At 74.7% G+C, this 16,737-nt stretch carries 14 protein-coding genes; all 14 read right to left on the bottom strand.

Features of this window, described 5'->3' with window-relative positions; genetic code table 11:
- Positions 1-67: 67 nt before the first annotated feature.
- Positions 68-1,117 (bottom strand): zinc-binding dehydrogenase, encoded by a 1,050-nt coding sequence (locus QI554_RS05815; protein ID WP_281466577.1) that lies wholly within the window; start codon positions 1,115-1,117, stop codon positions 68-70.
- Positions 1,118-1,126: 9 nt separating this feature from the next.
- A complete protein-coding gene (locus QI554_RS05820) occupies positions 1,127-3,115 on the bottom strand; it encodes an aldehyde dehydrogenase family protein (RefSeq protein ID WP_281466579.1) in 1,989 nt (662 codons plus the stop codon).
- Positions 3,112-4,107: a helix-turn-helix domain-containing protein gene (locus QI554_RS05825; RefSeq protein ID WP_281466581.1), complete on the bottom strand. Its 996-nt coding sequence runs from the start codon at positions 4,105-4,107 to the stop codon at positions 3,112-3,114. The genes QI554_RS05820 and QI554_RS05825 overlap by 4 nt, the downstream gene beginning before the upstream one ends.
- A 126-nt stretch (positions 4,108-4,233) precedes the next feature.
- Entirely contained in the window at positions 4,234-5,490 is a 1,257-nt protein-coding gene (locus tag QI554_RS05830; RefSeq protein ID WP_281466583.1) for an SDR family oxidoreductase, read from the bottom strand.
- On the bottom strand, positions 5,487-6,389 hold the full coding sequence (locus QI554_RS05835) for an ACP S-malonyltransferase (protein WP_281466586.1): 903 nt from the start codon (positions 6,387-6,389) through the stop codon (positions 5,487-5,489). Before QI554_RS05835 ends, QI554_RS05830 begins: the two co-directional genes overlap by 4 nt.
- Positions 6,386-7,600, bottom strand: coding sequence for an NAD(P)/FAD-dependent oxidoreductase (locus QI554_RS05840; protein ID WP_281466588.1), 1,215 nt, complete (start codon positions 7,598-7,600; stop codon positions 6,386-6,388). The genes QI554_RS05835 and QI554_RS05840 overlap by 4 nt, the downstream gene beginning before the upstream one ends.
- On the bottom strand, positions 7,597-8,343 hold the full coding sequence (gene fabG / locus QI554_RS05845; RefSeq protein ID WP_281466590.1) for a 3-oxoacyl-ACP reductase FabG: 747 nt from the start codon (positions 8,341-8,343) through the stop codon (positions 7,597-7,599). The genes QI554_RS05840 and fabG overlap by 4 nt, the downstream gene beginning before the upstream one ends.
- A 2-nt stretch (positions 8,344-8,345) precedes the next feature.
- Positions 8,346-8,597 carry an acyl carrier protein gene (locus tag QI554_RS05850; RefSeq protein ID WP_281466591.1) on the bottom strand — a complete coding sequence of 84 codons (252 nt, stop codon included), beginning with the start codon at positions 8,595-8,597 and terminating at the stop codon, positions 8,346-8,348.
- An 82-nt stretch (positions 8,598-8,679) separates the two neighbouring features.
- Positions 8,680-9,663, bottom strand: coding sequence for a beta-ketoacyl synthase N-terminal-like domain-containing protein (locus tag QI554_RS05855; protein WP_281466593.1), 984 nt, complete (start codon positions 9,661-9,663; stop codon positions 8,680-8,682).
- Entirely contained in the window at positions 9,660-10,862 is a 1,203-nt protein-coding gene (locus QI554_RS05860; protein WP_281466595.1) for a beta-ketoacyl-[acyl-carrier-protein] synthase family protein, read from the bottom strand. The genes QI554_RS05855 and QI554_RS05860 overlap by 4 nt, the downstream gene beginning before the upstream one ends.
- Positions 10,863-11,008: 146 nt before the next feature.
- Positions 11,009-11,986, bottom strand: coding sequence for a beta-ketoacyl synthase N-terminal-like domain-containing protein (locus tag QI554_RS05865; RefSeq protein WP_281466597.1), 978 nt, complete (start codon positions 11,984-11,986; stop codon positions 11,009-11,011).
- Positions 11,986-13,122 carry a beta-ketoacyl synthase N-terminal-like domain-containing protein gene (locus QI554_RS05870; RefSeq protein WP_281466599.1) on the bottom strand — a complete coding sequence of 379 codons (1,137 nt, stop codon included), beginning with the start codon at positions 13,120-13,122 and terminating at the stop codon, positions 11,986-11,988. The genes QI554_RS05865 and QI554_RS05870 overlap by 1 nt, the downstream gene beginning before the upstream one ends.
- Positions 13,119-14,600, bottom strand: coding sequence for an AMP-binding protein (locus QI554_RS05875; RefSeq protein WP_281466601.1), 1,482 nt, complete (start codon positions 14,598-14,600; stop codon positions 13,119-13,121). Before QI554_RS05875 ends, QI554_RS05870 begins: the two co-directional genes overlap by 4 nt.
- Positions 14,597-16,603: an AMP-binding protein gene (locus QI554_RS05880; protein WP_281466603.1), complete on the bottom strand. Its 2,007-nt coding sequence runs from the start codon at positions 16,601-16,603 to the stop codon at positions 14,597-14,599. The genes QI554_RS05875 and QI554_RS05880 overlap by 4 nt, the downstream gene beginning before the upstream one ends.
- Positions 16,604-16,737 lie beyond the last annotated feature (134 nt).

The following is a 16,737-nucleotide window of genomic DNA, read 5'->3' on the forward strand; positions in this document are numbered from 1 at the left end:
CCGAGCGGCCCAGAACGGAGTTGGAACGCGGCAATGGTGCTGCATACGTCGGGGCTGCTTGCGAGCGTCAACCGCCTGGCGTGATCACGGGTTTGAGCGCCGCCCTCGTGTCCATCGCGTGGTAGGCGGCGGGGGTCGACTCCAGGGGCATGCTGGTGTCGAAGACGGGTGAGGGGTCGAGGGTGCCGTCGAGGACGCGGGGCAGGAGCTCGTCGATGTAGCGGCGGGTCGGGGCCAGGCCTCCTCTCAGGGTGATGTTGTGCATGAACAGGGTCATCGGGTCGAGGGCTTCGGTGTTGCCGTGCGGGGCGCCGACCCAGCCGATGGTTCCGCCGGGGCGGGTGGCGCGTAGGGCGGTCTGCATGGATTCGCGGGTGCCGACGGCTTCGATGGTGGCGTGGGTGCCGTGGCCGTCGGTGAGTTCGCGGAGGGCGGTGACGGCCGCCTCGCCGCGTGGGGTGACGACGTCGGTGGCGCCGAAGGCCCGGGCGATGTCGAGGCGGGCCGGGTGGCAGCCGAGGGCGATGATCTGCTCGGCGCCGAGGAGGCGTGCGGCGAGGACGGCGCACAGGCCGACGGCGCCGTCGCCGATGACGGCGACGGAGGTGCCGGGGTGGACGTCCGCGGACACCGCGGCGTGGTAGCCGGTGCCCATGACGTCGGAGAGGGCGAGGATCGCGTTGAGGAGACGGCCGTCCGAGGCCGCGTCCGCGGGAAGGCGGACGAGGGTGGTGTCGGCGTAGGGGACGCGGACGGCCTCGCCCTGGCCGCCGTCGGCGCCGACCGCGCCGAACAGGCCGCCGTTGACGCACGAGGTGGGCAGGCCGTCGACGCAGGGGGCGCAGCTGCCGTCGGACCAGGCGAACGGGGCGAGGACCAGGTCGCCGGGGCGCAGCGTGGTCACGTCGGGGCCGGTGTCGGTGACCGTACCGAGGAACTCGTGGCCGAGGCGTTGGCCTGGTCGGCGTTGCGAGTCGCCGCGGTAGGCCCACAGGTCGGTGCCGCAGACGCAGGAGCGGAGGACCTGGACGACGGCGTCGCCGGGTTCGGTGGGGTGGGCGTCGGGGACGTCTTCGACGCGGATGTCGTAGGGGCCGTGGATGGTGGCGGCGCGCATGTCGGGTCCTTAGTCGGAGGCGGGCCGGTCTGCGGTCAGGGTGGTGAGGTCGAAGCGGGCGACGGGGCGATCGCCGCGGCCCGCGACGGTGACGTGCCAGCGGACTTCGCCGCGCCCGGCGCGTGGGTGCGCGGTGATGCGCGTGGCGGTCATGGTGACGGTGAGCGGGTCGCCGGGGCGGACCGGGGCGAGGAAGCGCAGGTTGTCGAGACCCAGGTTGGCGAGCACGGGCCCGGGTTCGGGTGGGACGAGCATGCCCGTTGCGACGGCGGCGACCAGGTGGCCGTGGGCGACGATGCCTCGGTAGAGCGGGTGGCGTGCGGCGGCGGCCTCGTCGGTGTGCAGGTAGTAGTGGTCGCCGGTGAGTTCGGCGAAAGCGGCGATGTCCTCGCGGGTGACGGTACGGGGGCCGGCGGTGACGGTGTCGCCGAGCCGCAGGTCGCTGAGGTACAGGCTCAGCGGGTTGGTACCACGGGTGGGGTGCGGGGCGCCCGGTGTCCAACGGTCGGTGGCGGCGGTCAGGTGGGCCGGGGTGCCGCTGACGGTTGTTGCGGTGAGGCGTGTGCGGATGCGGTCCGTGGCGTCGGGTGCCGGTGGCGGTTCCGCGGGGTGTGCGGGCTCGGGGTTGAGAAGGTGCACGTGTTCGTGCGTGGGGGCCATCGCGCGTGCGAGTTCGCGGGCGTGGCCCGGGTCTTCGGTGACGATCCAGCTGCGCAGGCCGCTGCCGCCGAGGGTGAGTGCCGCGGCGATGTCGTCGGTGGTGCGGTACGGGATGAGCGTCGCGACGGGGCCGAACGCCTCGACGCGGTGCAGGTCTCGGGCGTACGGCTCGTCTGCGGCGAGCAGGACCGGAGGCATGTACGCGCCCGGCCCGAACTCATCTGCTGCGACGACTATTTCCTTGGGCGTCCCGCACATGGTGCGGGCCGACGCGCGCAGTTGGGCGAGCGCGGACAGCACGCGGCGCCGGTGTGCCGCGTCGACGAGGGGGCCGAGGACGCCGTCCGCGTGTGCCGGGTCGCCCAGGCGCAAGGCGCGCAGGGCCTCCGAGGCCGCTTCGCCGACGGCGTCCCTCAGCGCGGCGGGCACGAAGGCTCGGCGCACGGCTCGGCGGGTCTGGCCGTTGTGGGTGGACATGCCTGCTGCCAGGCGATCCACGAACAGGCGGAACGCCGGCCCCCCGGCTGCGACGTCCGGGCCCAGGACGGCGCAGTCGAGGACGCCGGCCGCGAACTCGGCGCGCGGCGGCGCCGGCATCGAGGCCAGCCGGGTGCGGAGCCGCCGTGCCGTGGCGGCCGTGCCGGTGAAGCGGACCAGGTCGTGGGGGCCGAGGTGGTGTGTCGGATCGGTGGGGCCGGTGACGAGCTGTAGGCAGCCTGGTGGGAGGCTCGCGCATTCGCTGATCCGCCGTACGAGGTGGGCGGTCAGCTCGGCAGTGCGGCGCGACGGCCGGACGATGACCGGCATCCCGGTCAGCAGGGCGCTCGCGAAGGCGTCGAGCATCGTGGTCACCGGGTCGGCGAATCCGGTGATGTGGACGGCGATTCCGGGCGGGGCGGCGGCGAGGAGGGCCGACGGTGACCCGCTCGCCGCGTGATGGGCCGGGTCGACGAGCAGTCGCCCGTCGTTCGTCGTCTCCCCCGCGAAGCGACGTGTGACGGAGTCGGCCTGACGGCGCATGCTGTCGATCCCGGCCCGGACGTCGCGCTCGGCGTCGGCCGGTGCGCCGCCGAGGCGGATCAGGGCGACGAACTCCGCCTGGTACGTGCCGAGATGCCGTGCCAGCAGCACGAGTGCCCGGGCGCGCCCCGCGAAGCCGAGGCCGTGCAGCGCGGGGATGCCGACCGCGCGGGCGTAGGCGACGGCCGGCGCGGTGTCGACGGGGACGGCGGTGACCCGGTATGCCTCCTCCCCGTGCACGGCGTGCCGCCGGGGTGTCCCGGCGTCCGTGGGCGTGCGCCACTCGCCGCACTGGTAGTGCGGCACGGGCCCGGTCACGGCCGGTTCCCGGCGCCCGGCGACACCAGCGCGGGCTCGGGGCGTGGGCCGTCGCCGCGGGCGTCGGGCCGGGCGGGGCCGGCCGGGGTGAGCCCGGCGAGCGCCGCGGAGCGGTAGACGGACGGTGTCACGGCGTACGCGGCCTTGAACATCCTTTGGAAATGGCTGAGGTCGCGGTAGCCGACCTTCATACAGATGTCGGACAAGGCAAGATCCGTTTTCAGCAGAAGCGCTTGCGCGCGCTCCATGCGCAAGGCGGTGACGAAGTCGATGAACCGGCCACCGGTGTGCTTCTTGAAGGTCCGCGAGAAGTGGTATTTGCTCATCTGCGCGACGCGGGCGGCGGATTCCAGGGTCAGGTCGTTGTCGGCGAAGTTGTCGGTGATGTACGAGACCGCGGCGGCCACCTGAAGCGCGGCGGCGCGGTCGTCGCGCTTCGACGGATGCCCGCCGGGCATCGGGGCGTCCTCGCGCAGCCGGGCGACGAACCACAGAAGATCGTCCGCGAACGCCCGCGCGCCGTCGTGCTCCCGCCCCGGCCCGAGGCCGGACGGCGGACGCTCGTATGCCGGTACGTGCAGGGCCTTGGGGACGACCACGGCCCCCAACGCGGCCAGCACGACGCGGAGGTGGTCCACCGCGTGGGTGCTCTGCCCGACGCCGACCGACACGATGCCGACCGGTTTGCGGCGTACGGCGCCTCCCGCGAGCCGGTCCAGGGCGAGTTGGACCTCGCCTGAGGAGGAGTCGTTGCGCACGCCGGCGAGCAGGACCAGGCCGTGGGCGCGGTGTGCCCAGGTGCTCAGGGTGTCGTCGGTCGGGCTGTGGCGGCCGGGCGGCCCGACCTGGATCCAGTGGGCGGGCCGCCCGGTGGCCGTGCTGATCGTGTCGTGCAGGGTCGGGAGCACGTGGGCGAGTCCCGGTAACCCCGCGGGCACGTCGCTGACGACGAGGATGGTGGGCGGGTTGCTTCGGGAAGGCGGCGAAGTCATGGGGCGACCTCCGGAATTCGAGTCGCGCCCAGCCTAGGAAGGTCGAGATGAGAATCCCGTGAGTATGAACTGTGTTAATACTGATAACGGTTGACGAATGCCGTTCCAGCGCGCCGGAGTTCGCGATCATGGCCGGCTCCCCGGCGATTCCCGGTGTCCTTCCATCGTGTGGAGGGGCGGGATTTTCGAAAGCGGAAGGAAACCGGCCGCTTCGAAGTAGTCGAAGTAGACGCCGACGAGCGCGCCGTCCAGCGGCGGGCAGGCCATGCCGACGCCTTCCAGGTCCCGGACGGTGTCCCGGTCGTCGACCACCGGCGGGCGGCCGGCTCCGGTCAGCAGCGCCCGGTAGTACGGCACGAGGACGCCCGCCTTGAGCAACGCCCCGTCGTGCCCGTGCCGCGCCGCCCACAGGCGTTCGAGCCACTCGTCCGGCGGGGCGTAGGACACGGGGAAACGCTTGGCCACATGGCCGATCAGCTCGCGCAGCGGCATGCGCGAGGGGTTGACCAGGTACCGGACGGGAGCGCGTCCGACGTGGGCTGCGCTGTCGTGTGCCGACAGCCGGACGATCGCGCGGGCGACGTGGTCGACCGGTGAGAACGACACATCGGGCCCGTCGTCGTCGGACGCCCCGACCTCGGGGGCGAGACCGAGCAGAGCGATCGCCCGAACGAAGTGCCATATGCCGTCGTCGAGTTGGCAGGCCCCGGTGATCGAGTGGCCGCTGATCCGGCCGGGGCGGTGGATCCGCACCGGCAGCCCGCGCTCGCCCGCCTGCTGGACGAGGCGTTCGGCGACCCACTTGCCGGTGACGTAGCCGGATCCGGGGCGTCCGGGCGGCGGGGGCGGCGCGGACGGGTCCGAGGGGTCGCCGGGGACGGCCGCGGTGGAGACGAAGCTGAGCGGCTTGCGCCGGTGTTCGGAGGCCAGCCGGATGATCTCCACGGTGCCGGCCACATTGGCAGCGCGCAGCGCGGCGTACGGCGCCGCGTGGCCGACCTGGGCGCCGTTGTGCTGGACGGCGTCGATCCGTTCGGCGAGTCCCGTCCAGCGGGCGGGGGTCAGGCCTAGGCGGGGTGCCGTCAGGTCTCCGGCGACGGGCACGACGCGCTCGGCCACACGGCCGTCCCAGATCAGGTAGCGCCGCATGGTCTCGCGTAGCCGGTCGAAGGCGTGGCGGTCGCTGTCGGCGCGTATCAGGCACGACACGTCGGCGTCGGTTCGGTCGAGGAGTTCGCGGAGCAGGAACGCGCCGAGGAAGCCGGTGGCGCCGGTGAGCAGCACGTTGCGGGCCGGCCCGATGGCGGGTGCGTCGGCCGCGGCCGGGCTGATCGCGGAGTCGAGCACAGCGTCGGCCGCCGGGTCGGGTCCGGGCGCGCTCACGCCGGCCCCCGGGACACCGGCTCGGACAGCGCGCCGAGGCCGGTGAACTCCAGGTCGCGGTCCCGCCGTCCGAGCTTGAGCAGCGTGGTGCCCGGCCCGGCGTCGACGAGGCCGGGTACGCCGAGGCCGCGTACCGTCCGCACGGCTTCCTGCCAGCGCACCGGGAGCACGAGGCCGCGGGCGAGTTGTTCGCGGACCTGCCGCGGGTCGGTGTGCGGCCGGGCGTCGATCGCGGAGACGAACGGCGTGGTGCCCGGACGGAAGTCGGCGGCCTCGAGGGCGCGGCGCCAGGCCGGGACGGCGTCCATCATGAGCGGGCTGTGGAACCCGCCGGGTATCGGCAGCACTTCGGCGCGCAGGCACTGCTCTTCCGCGGCCCGGACCGCGGCGGCCACCGCGGCGGGCGTACCGGACAGCACGGTCTGCCGGGTGCTGTTGAGGCCCGCGACGTCGAGGACGCCGCCCTGCACCGCGAGGACGCCCCGGCGCAGCCACTCGATCTCGTCCGCCGCCGCGCCGACGACCGCGACCATGCCGCCGGGCTTGCTGCGGCTCTGCTCGCGGCACAGCCGGCCGCGTTCCACCGCGAGTGCGAAGCCGTCGCCGATGTCGAGGAACCCTGCGTACGCCGCGGCGGTCAGCTCGCCGAGGCTGTGGCCGAGCACCACCGGCGGACGACGGCCCGCTCCGAACTCCTCCTCGGCGGCGGCGATCCCGGCCGCGTACGTCGCCGGCTGGGTGACGGCGGTGTCGGCGAGGTCGAGCCCCTCGGGGTCGGCCACGCCGAAGGCGTCCAGTAACCGGGCGACCAGCGGATGGCGTAGGTGGGCACGCAGCGCGCGGAGTACCGTGTCCGCTTTCACGCCCTGGCCGGGGAAGGCGATGCCGAAGCCGGTCATGCCGGGACCTCCTGGGACCGGATGTCGGGCACGGGGACGAGGTCGGGGCCGCTGCCCGCGGCGCGGTCGAAGAACGCCTGGACCCATGCCGGGTCGTGCACAGCTCCGGCGATGCGCGCCTCGATGCGGTCGGCGCGGAGCCGGGCCAGGGCGAGGGTGTCGGTGTAGCGGGTGGCGAGCATGCGGTCGCGGTCGGCGGTGTAGCGCTCCGACGCGGCCTCCAGGCGGGCCGGATCGCGCAGGTCGGCGCCGATTCGGGCGGCGAGATGGGCGGCCTGCTGGAACGCGGCGGTGATGCCGTCCGCCGTGATGGAGTCCTTGTGGTGGCCCGCGTCGCCAACGAGTGCCCAGCCCGGACCCGCGGCGCGGCGGAAGAAGTTCCGCTGGGTGCCGCTGCCGTACAGGGGCCCGATGCGGGTGCCGGCGCGGGCGCGTTCGTGGAGTTCGGGCGCGGCGGCGGCGAGGCCGTCGAGGTAGGCGGCGGGAAGGACCTGCCGGACGGCTGGGTACTCGGCCTGCGGGAAGTACACCGCGATCAGGGTGCGGCCGTCGTTGGTGGGAAGGCAGCCGACCCAGCGGCCGCGGACCGCGTAGGCCTCGAACCGCGTGACCGGCACGCCTTCCCAGTAGCCGTAGTAGACGCACGTCAGCGGAGGGTGCTCGCGCACCGGCTCCGCCTGAACGGCGGCGGCGACAACCGAGCGCATGCCGTCCGCACCGATGACCAGGGCGGCGCGGTCGGTGCCGCCGCCGGACGCGGTGCGCCAGCGCACGCCGACGGCCCGCCCGTCCTCGACGAGCACGTCGGTGACCCGGCAGTCGTCGCGGAACTCGACGCCGGCGTCCACGGCGGCCTCGGCGAGAAGTGCGTCGAGGAGGTACCGCCGTGGTGCGTAGGCGGCGTGGACGCCGCCCACCGGGGAGGGGGCGCCTTCGACGGTGACGCCTCCCATGCGGTGCATAGCCGTGGTGATCGGCGGGCACCCGGTCGCGGCGACGCGGTCGAGCAGGCCCCACCGGTCGAGCAGCGCGGTGCCGGGCTGGTGGATGTACAGGGTCGACAGGGTGTCGCGCGGAAACCGGGCGCGGTCCAGCATCAGGACGCGGTAGCCCGCGCGCGCCAGCAGCATCGCGGTCGGGGCGCCGCCGCAACGGGCGCCGACGACGATCGCGTCGTAGGCAGGGCCGGGCCCGGGGGGAAAGGCGGTCACAGCACCAGTCCCCCGTCGATCCCGATGACCTGGCCGGTAATGTAGCGGGCGCGGTCAGAGACGAGGAACGCGACGAGGTCGGCGACCTCGTCCGGCGTTCCGGGGCGGCGCAGCGGGATGCGCCGGACGATGGACTCCCGTGCCGCGGGCGGCATGTCGTCGGTGACGTCGGTGGTGATCAGGCCGGGTGCGACGACGTTCGCGCGCACCCCGGACCGGGCGAGCTCGCGGGCCAGGGAGGCGGTGAAGCCGACGATGCCGGCCTTGGACGCCGCGTAGTTGCTCTGGGTCGGGCTGCCGTGCGCGGCGGCGACCGAGGACAGCGTGACGATGCTTCCGCGGCCGTGCCGCATGAGCGGGAGGGCGGCGGCGCGGCAGGCGTGGTAGGTGCCGTAGAGGTTGGTGCGGATCACGTCGTCCCATTCGGTGTCGGCCATGCGTGCCAGCGGCCGGTCGCGGACGATGCCCGCGCAGGTGACGAGCACCGACGGCGGCCCGAGTTCCTTCTCGGCGGCCGCGACGAACGCCCGCGCCTGGTCGGCGGATCCGACGTCGGCCTCGTACGCGAGCACGCTGGCGCCCGCCGCACCGGCCTCGGCCACGACCTCGTCCGCGGCGTCCTTGCGGGAGCGGTAGCAGAACGCGACGTCGAATCCGTCGGCGGCGAGCCGGGTCACGACGGCGCGGCCGATGCCGCGTGATCCCCCGGTCACGACGGCGACCGGGCGGTGGGCGCCCGTCACGGTCAGGCCGCCCTGAGCCGGTCGGCCAGGAAGGCGTGGACGGCGTTGACCGAGGTGAGGCCGGAGAACTCGGACTCCTCCAGGCGGATGCCGTACTTCTTCTCCAGCTGCACGAGGATCTCCATCGTGGCGAGCGAGTCGACGCCTAGGTCCGCCTCGAAGTCGGCTTCGTAGCCGACGACGTCGGCCGGGAGTTCGAGCTCCTCGGCGAAGAAGTCGCGCAGTTCGTCACGGGTGGGGGTCGCGGTGCTCATGAGGGTCCTGCCTTTCGGGGTCGGTGTCGTCTGGTCGTTGGAAGCGAAGGGGCGGCCCTGGCGGTACACGGGCGCTGAACCCTCACGGAACGCCGGACGCGGAGGGCACCACGTCGGCCATCGCGACGTGGCCGTGCGCGGACACGGCGAGCACGACGGCGCGTTCGGGCGGCCCGGCGGCGAGCCGGCCGACCACGCGGCGCAGTGGCGCGAGGGATCCGCTGCCTGGCGGGCGGGCCACGGCGGTGATCGCGCGGTCTCCGGCGCGTGCCGTCAGCCACGCGGCGACGGCCTCGCCTGCGGGCGAGTCGTCGAGGACGGCGTCGATCCGTGCGAGCGGAGGGCCTTCGGCGGCCAGGTCCTTCCAGAGCGGGTCGAGGACGTCGGAGACCTCCGGCACACCGGGCGCCTCGCCGACGAAGGCGCCGCGCACCGAGCAGTGGCCGTACACCAGTTCCCCCGCAGCCGGAGCACCTTCGGACACGCACACGAGCACGGCGGCGCCGACGTCGTGCGCGGCTCCGCCGCCCTGAGCCTGGGCGGGGCGGTCCTCCACAGCGCCCGCGAGCACGGCCGTGGCGCGTCCGGCGGCAAGCGCTCGCGCCGCCGTCTGCAACGCCTCCAGCCCGGCGACCGCCGGGGAGTTGGCGGCCAGGCTGAACGCCCGCAGCCCGTGCTCGGGGGCCAGGCGGCCGGCGAACATGCTCAGCGCCATGTACGGGACGCGGGCCGGGGACAGGTCCGCCGCGCCGGTGGCGATGACGGTGTGGTCGAAGTCGTCCTGAAGCGTGGCTCCGGCGTTGTTGCCGCCGATCACGGCGGCCTTCTCCTGCGCCGGAAGGTCGGCGAACCAGGCGCCGGTGTCGGCGAGGGCGGACCGGGCCGCGGCGAGCAGGTACCGGCAGCCGGGCGGCAGTTTCCGGTAGCCGCGTCCGGGCAGCAGCACCTCTGCGTCGAACCAGTCGGGAGGCGCTTCCCCGTGGAGCTCCAGCGCGTGCTCGGGTCGCAGCGCGCCGGGGGCGGTCATACCGAGACCGACGACGCGGAGGCGGGCCGGGGCGCTCATGCCCGGCCTCCCGCGTAGGACAGCACGAACGAGGCGTTGATCCCGCCGGTCGCGCAGGAGTTGACGAGCACCGCAGGCCGAGTCAGCGCGAGGGGGCCGTCCTGCGGCAGCCACACGTCGCACTCGGGGTCCTGGTCGACGGGGGCGTTCGCCGGGATCCTCCCGTGGGAGGCGATGAGTGCGCCGGCCAGACACGCGAACATGCCCGCCGTGCCCGAGCCATGGCCGATCAGGGCCTTGAGCGCGAACACCGGGGGCCGGTCGGGGACGTCGGCGAACACGCGTCGCAGCGCCCGGCTTTCCACCGCGTCGTTGACCAGAGTGCCGGTCGCGTGCGGGAGGACGCACCCCACCTGATCCGGCCGCACTCCGGCGTCGGCGAGGGCGTCGCGCATGGCCCTGACCAACTGGACGCCGTCCGGTTCCGGAGCGGTCGGGTGGTGGTAGGAATCGCAGCTCCACACGGCGGCGCCGAGTTCCGCGTACGGCCAGGCACCGCGCGCGGCCGCGTGGTCGGCGGATTCCAGCACGGCGAATGCGGCGCCGTCGGCGAACACCGTGCCGGCCCGGTCGCGGGCGAACGGCCGGCAGCGGTCCGGGTCGGTGACCCTGATCCGGTCGAAGCCGGCCATGCCGACCCGGGTGACGCCTTCGGCGCCGCCGACCAACACCACATCGGCCTCGCCCGCGCGGATCATGTCCAAGGCCACACCGAGCGCATAGCCGCCCGCGGCACAGGCGTTGCCAATGCCCGAGGCGCCCGCGCGCGAGCCGACCGCCTCGGCGACGACCGCGGCGGTGACCGCGAGCGGCGTCCACCGCGGGGTGCCGCCGCCCGACGCGCGCTGCTCCTCCTGAACGCTCGCGTTGCCCATCTCGACGCCCATCACCACCGGCACCCGCGCGGCTTCGCCGTCCCCGATGCCTGCGTCGGCGAGCGCCTCACGTGCGGCGGCGACCGCCATGCGCGGGGCCGGGCCGAGCGGGATCCCTGCGTGCGCCACGGGCTCGACGGGGATGGCCGAAGGGGGTGTCAGGTACATGCGCTTGGCCCGCATGTTCATGTGCGGCAGGTCGACGTCGTGGGGAGCCGCACCGCCTGCGAGGAGGCCGATCCCGTACGCGTCGACGCCTGCGCCGAGGCAGGAGACGGCCCCGAGCCCGGTCAGCACCGCGCGACGCCGGTCAGGCCGCGTCATGGCAATCACCTTCGAGTTCGTGGTCGTGTCCGCGGCCGCGGATGTCGGCCGGGTCGGTCTGCGGCGGCGTGGCGCAGTCGGCGTGGGGGCCGCATCGACGGGCATCGCGCTCAAGAGGCCAGGCTGGCGCCCCCACAGCACTCCGGTCAGGCCGCGTCATGGCGTTCGTCTCCCCCACCACGCGCGTTGGCGTCGTACTCGGCTGGACGGGTGAGCAGCACGGCGGCCACTCCGCTCGGATCGCCTTCACCGTCCGGGTGTTCGCTGTCGCCCCCGGCGACCGCCAGCACCGCGTCGTGTCCCGGCCGGTCGAGCCAGGCCAGGGCGGCAGCGCATTGCAGGACACCGAGCGCGCCCGAGCAGCGGCCGAGCCGGGCCGTGAGGTCGACCGTCGCGGCCGCCTCTGCGGCGACACCCGGGCCGGCCGCGAGCCGCAGCCCGATCGGGCCGGGCCAACCGCGGGTCGCGCGGCGCACGGCCTCGGCGTGGTCGGCGGCCCTGCCGTAGGCGTGGATCTCGGCACGTGGCCGGGCGCCGCGGGCGCGCGCCCGGGCGGGGGTCTCGACGACGAGGCAGGCTGCGCCGTCCAGGTGCGTTGCGCCGCCGTGTTCGGCGTACAGCCGGGCGACCGGCGCGGTGTCCGGCTCGACGCCGACGACGACGGCGGCTTCGGCGCGGCCCGCGGCGAGCAGGGCGGTGGCCCAGAACATCGCGTCGAGGCCGCTGGTGGTTCCGCTGCACAGCGTGACGTTGGGCCCGCGCAGGCCGTGTTCGAGCGCCAGCCACCCCGCGGTGACGTTGCTGGACATGTGCGGGACGCGCATCGGGCTGAGGCCGACGACGGTCTCCTTGCCGATGGTGTCGACGAACGCGCAGACGGTGTCGAGGTTTCCCAGGTTGCTGCTGACGATGACGGCGGTGCCCGACGCGGGCAACGCGGTGCCGTGCAGCGCACGCCGGGTGGCGCGCAGGGCGAGCCGCGACGCGCGGTCCTTGTGCCGGAGCCCCGCGCCGCCCCGCCCTGCGTCGTCCTCGGGCACGCTGCCGCTGCCCGGTTCCAACAGGTCGTGTTCGTCGGCGATGCCGGTGACGGCGATCCCGCAGCCGGTGATCAAGGCGCGCATCAGGCAGCCCTCCCGACGATGGCAACGGCGTTGATGCCGCCGAGGCCGATGGCGTTGATCTGTGCGGTGTCGACGCGTTCACGCGCCGGGACGCCGGCGACGAGGCGCAGGCCGCGCGCCTCGGGGGTCGGGTCGGTCAGTTCCGGGATCGGCGGCGACTCGCCCGTCCGCATGGCGAGGACGGCGACCATCAGGCTCATCAGGCCGGAGCCGCCGCAGGTGTGGCCGAGCCCGGACTTGACCGAGGTGACGAGCGGCCCGGGCCGCACGCCGCGGAAGACGTCGCGCAGGACGCCGGCCTCCACGGCGTCGTTGTGCCGGGTGCCGCTGCCGTGCACGACGACCAGGTCGACGTCGCGGGCGGAGATCCCGGCGCGGCGGTGGGCGTCGCGGACCGCGTCGGAGACGCCCGCGGTGTCGGGGACGGTGGCGTGCGCCGCGTCGCAGTTCGTCGCGACGGCGCGGACGCGGGCGTGCACGGGCCGGGGATGGCTGCCGGAGGCGCGCACGACGACCGCCACGGCGCCCTCGCCCATGACCATGCCGCGCCGGTGCCGGGCGAACGGCCTTATGGCCTGCGGGGGCGGGTTCTGCACGCGGTCGAGTCCGCCGAAGGAGCTCTCGGTGATGGCGTCGGTGCCCGCGACCACGACGGTCTCGGCGAGGCCCAGCGCGATCAGGTCGGTGGCCATGGCCAGGGCGTACAGCGCGGCCGCGCAGGCGCTCGCGACGGTGTGCGTCTCGGTGGTGCCGAACGCCTCGCGCATCGCCCGGCCGAAGTGCAGGTCGGCGGGGGCGAGCGGGTGCCCGTCGCGCCACCACAGTTCGGCGGAACGGAGTTCGCGCAGCGTGGTTCCGACGATGACCGGCACATCGGGGACGTGGGCGGGCAGCCCGGCGTCCGCGAGTGCGGCCGCGACGGCGGCGCGCAGCCAGCGGGTGGCGCGCCCGGGCTCGTCCTGGCCGGGGACCGCCCGGTCGTCGATCTCGTACGCGTGCTTCACCCGGAACAGGGAGCTGTCGAAGGCGCGCAGCGGGGCGACGCCGGTGCGGCCGTCGCACAACGCGCGGTGCACGGCGGCGGGTTCGTCGCCGAGGCAGGTGACGGCGCCCATCCCCACGATGTCCCAGCTCATCGCTGCTCCTGCGGGACGCGCAGCCGGTAGCGGGCGAGCTTGCCGGTGGAGGTGGTCGGCAGCGCGGCGAGGATTTCGACGCGCGAAGGGCGCTTGTGCGGCGGGAGGTTCTCGCGGATCGCGCGGGCGAGGGCCCGCCGGGCCGACTCGGGCGCGACGCCGTCGGCGGGGACGGCGTGGACGACGGCCTGCTCGAGGCCGGCCTCGTCGCGGCCGCCGACGACGACCACCTCGGCGATGCCCTCGGTGGCGCGCAGCGCGGCCTCGATCTCGGCCGGGGCCACTTTGAAGCCGCCGAGGTTGAGCAGGTCGTCGGCGCGGCAGAGGTGCCGGAAGTCGCCGTCCTCGGTGCGGTAGGCGATGTCCCCGGTGTAGACGCCGCCGTCGGCGAAGGTCCGCGCGGAGTCGTCGGGCCGGTCGATGTAGCCGAGTGCGGCGGACGCGGACCGGATGTGCAGGCGGCCGTGCGCTCCGGCGGGCAGCGGCCGCCCGTCGTCGTCCCGCACGGTCGCGGTCACCCCGGGCACGGGGTGGCCGGTGGAGTCGGGCAGCGGCGCGTGCGGTGTGGTGGCCAGCACGATGTGGAGCACTTCCGTGGCGCCCAGCCCGTTCAGCACGGGCACGCCGAGGGCCGCCGCCGCCCGAGCGGACAGGTCGGAGGGCAGGTGCTCGCCCGCGGCGACCGCGAGCCGCAGCGACGACGGGTCGAGCACGGTGCCGCGCGCGACGGCGTCGAGCAGCGCCGCGTAGAGCCTCGGGACCGCGCACAGCACGGTCGGCCGGTGCCGGTGGACGGCGGTGATCGCCGAGTACGGGTCGACGGGGCCGGCGAGCAGCACCGACCTGGCGCCGGCGGCCAGCGGGAACAGCACCGAGTTCCCGAAGCCGTAGCCGAAGGACAGCTTGGCGGTCGACAGCACCGTGTCGTCGGGCGTCAGGGCGAGGACGCCGCCGAAACCGTCGAGGACGGCGCGCAGCCCGGCGACACCGTGCCGGACCCCGCGCGGCCGCCCGGTACTGCCGGAGGTGTACTGGACCAGCGCCTCGGAGCCGAACGGGGCGGGCGGCCCTGCGTCGGCCGCGCGGGTGGCGCCGGGTTCGCGCACGGGCAGCGGCCGCAGGGCCTCGCGCAGACCGTCCCGCCGTTCCTCGGGCAGCGGGACTTCGGCGTATTCGGCGCCGCAGTCGCGGGCGACGAAAGCGATCTCCTCGTCGGTCAGCATCGGGCTGAGGACGACCGGGACGCAGCCGTACCACCACAGGCCGAGCACGGCGACGACGGTGTCCGCGGTGTCGTCGCCGACGACCAGCGCGCGGCAGCCGCGTCGTACTCCGGCGGCGGCGAGCGCTCCTGCGTGGTCGCGGGCCGCCTGGGTCAGTTCGGCGTAGGTCAGGGCGCGTTCGTGGTCGACGAGGGCGGTGTGGCGGCCGTGGCCGGCCGCAAGGTGGCGCAGCAGCAGGATCTCGACGGGGTTCATCGCGCGCCGCCCTCGGGTGCGGCGGTCACCGGACCGCGGCGGGTGAGGAGGTCGAGGAGGTCGGCGAGCGAGTCGGCGCCGGCCGCCTCCTCGGCCTCGAACCGTACGTCGAAGGCGCGTTCGACGCGGGTGACGATCTCGATCTTCTGCAGCGAGTCGATCCGCAGCTCGGTGTGGAAGCCGTCCGAGAGCGCGACGGCGTCGGCCTCGAGGACGTCCTCCGCGATGCGGCTCAGGGTCTCGGCCACGTCCACCCGGGGCCGGCCGTACCCGGCGACAGCTAGCCTCTCGGCCGCGTCGGCGTGCGGTGCGGTGGCGAGATGGGCAGGCAGGTCGCGGTACTTCTCGCGGAGCCGGCGCTTGAGCACCTTGCCGGTCGCGCCGACCGGCAGGTCGTCGTCGGTGACCGCGATCTCCAGTGCCGCGAGCGGCGGTTGGCCGATCGCGGCGAGGGCGGAGTTGGCCCGGGCGAGCAGCCGGTCGGGGTGCGTCTGGGCGGCCGTGTCGCCGTCGCGCAGCCGGACCACCGCCACCGGGACGGTCGCCCCGCGGTCTCCCCCCGCCACCACCGCGCAGTCGGCGGCTTCCGGGAGCGCGAGCAGGAGCGTGTCCTCCATCAGCACGGAGTGGCCCGTCGCGCCTGCCGTGGGGATCGTGTCGACGATGCGGTCGACGTGGAAGTACTCGTTCGCCGCGTTGCGTCGGACCAGGTCGCCGGACAGGAAGTACCCCGCGAGCCGGCTGCGGTGGTAGGTGTCGTCGTCGTTCCAGTAGCCGGTGGTCACCGAGTCCCCGCGGACGCCGAGCATGCCGACCTCGTCGGGTCCGGCGGGGGTGCCGTCCTCGCGCAGGACCGCGACCTTCATCCCGCCCACCGGCCGGCCGAGGTGGCGCGGCGCGGAGGGGGTGTCCGCGGTCGTGGTGCGGCGCAGCGCGGCCCAGCCGAGTTCGGACGAGCCGAGGATGTCGTGGAACACCGAGCCGGGCACCCGCTCGCCGTCGACGTGGCGGTGGCCGAGCCGTACCAGCCGCCGCACGTGGGCCTCGTGCGCGGAGTCCCCCACGTTCGCCCAGTCCCGTACGGAGGAAAAGGCCTCCGGATCGGCGTCGGACAAAGCGAGTTCGGCGAGGGCGTGGTTGAAGGCGAACACCGTCGTGGGCCGGTACAGGTCGGCCGCCCGCGACAGGCCGGCCGCGCTGCGGTCGGACAGCGCGACCGTCGGCAGTCCGGCCAGGAGCGCGAAGAGCGTGACGGCGATGGCCGCCCCGTGCGACAGCGGTGCCGCGCACAGCAGCAGCGAGTCGGCGGGCTCGGGCTGGGCGGCCAGCCGGAAGGCCGGCCCGGCCACGCTCTGCCGGTGCGTCCAGGTGACCAGCTTGGGGTTGCCGGTGGTGCCCGACGAGTGGCACAGGAAGACCGGGTCGGAGTCGCCGTGCCGGTACCGGGCCCGGTCGGGCAGCACGGCGCCGCTCAGGTCGCCGGCGTCGTCCCGGGTGAACGCCCAGCGCAGTGAGGGGAGTTCCTTCTCGCCCCCGGCGAGCCGCTGCAAGTGTGCGGCATCGGTGTAGAGGCCGATCGCGTCGGCGCGCCGCAGCAGCCCCAGCACGACATCACCGGGCAGCCGTCCGTTGACGACGACCGCGATCGCGCCGAGCTGGGCGAGCGCGGCCAGGTGCGCGTGCTCCTCGAACGAGTCCTCTATATACAGCCCTACGCGGTCGCGCGGCCGCACCCCCTGGGCCAGGTACCAGGCCGACCACGCGTCCGCGAGCGCGCACAGCGCGGCGATGCCGAACTCCGCGCGCGGCAGTCCGTCGACGCCCGGAATCGGCGGATCGGCCACGACCAGCGTGGCGTCCGGATCCCGGCTGTGCGCGAGCGCGGTCTGCCAGACGTTCCCGCCGCCGAGGCGTGGGTCCCGGGCCACGTCGACGCGCCCCGCCCGGGGCAGCAGAGTGCGCCGCGCGGACGGCACGGACAGATGAGGGGACGCGGACAGCATGGGACCACCGGCTCTCACGGGAGGGATCGCGCCGCAGCCACGCACCGGGTCTCCGATGCCGCGGGCGCCGCGGGAACGGATCCAGTTGACCCTCGAGTTCGCGCCCCCGACAACAGCTTGCTCACCCGACCCGG

The sequence above is a fragment of the Yinghuangia seranimata genome, assembly GCF_029953285.1.
Taxonomy (GTDB): Bacteria; Actinomycetota; Actinomycetes; order Streptomycetales; family Streptomycetaceae; genus Yinghuangia; species Yinghuangia seranimata.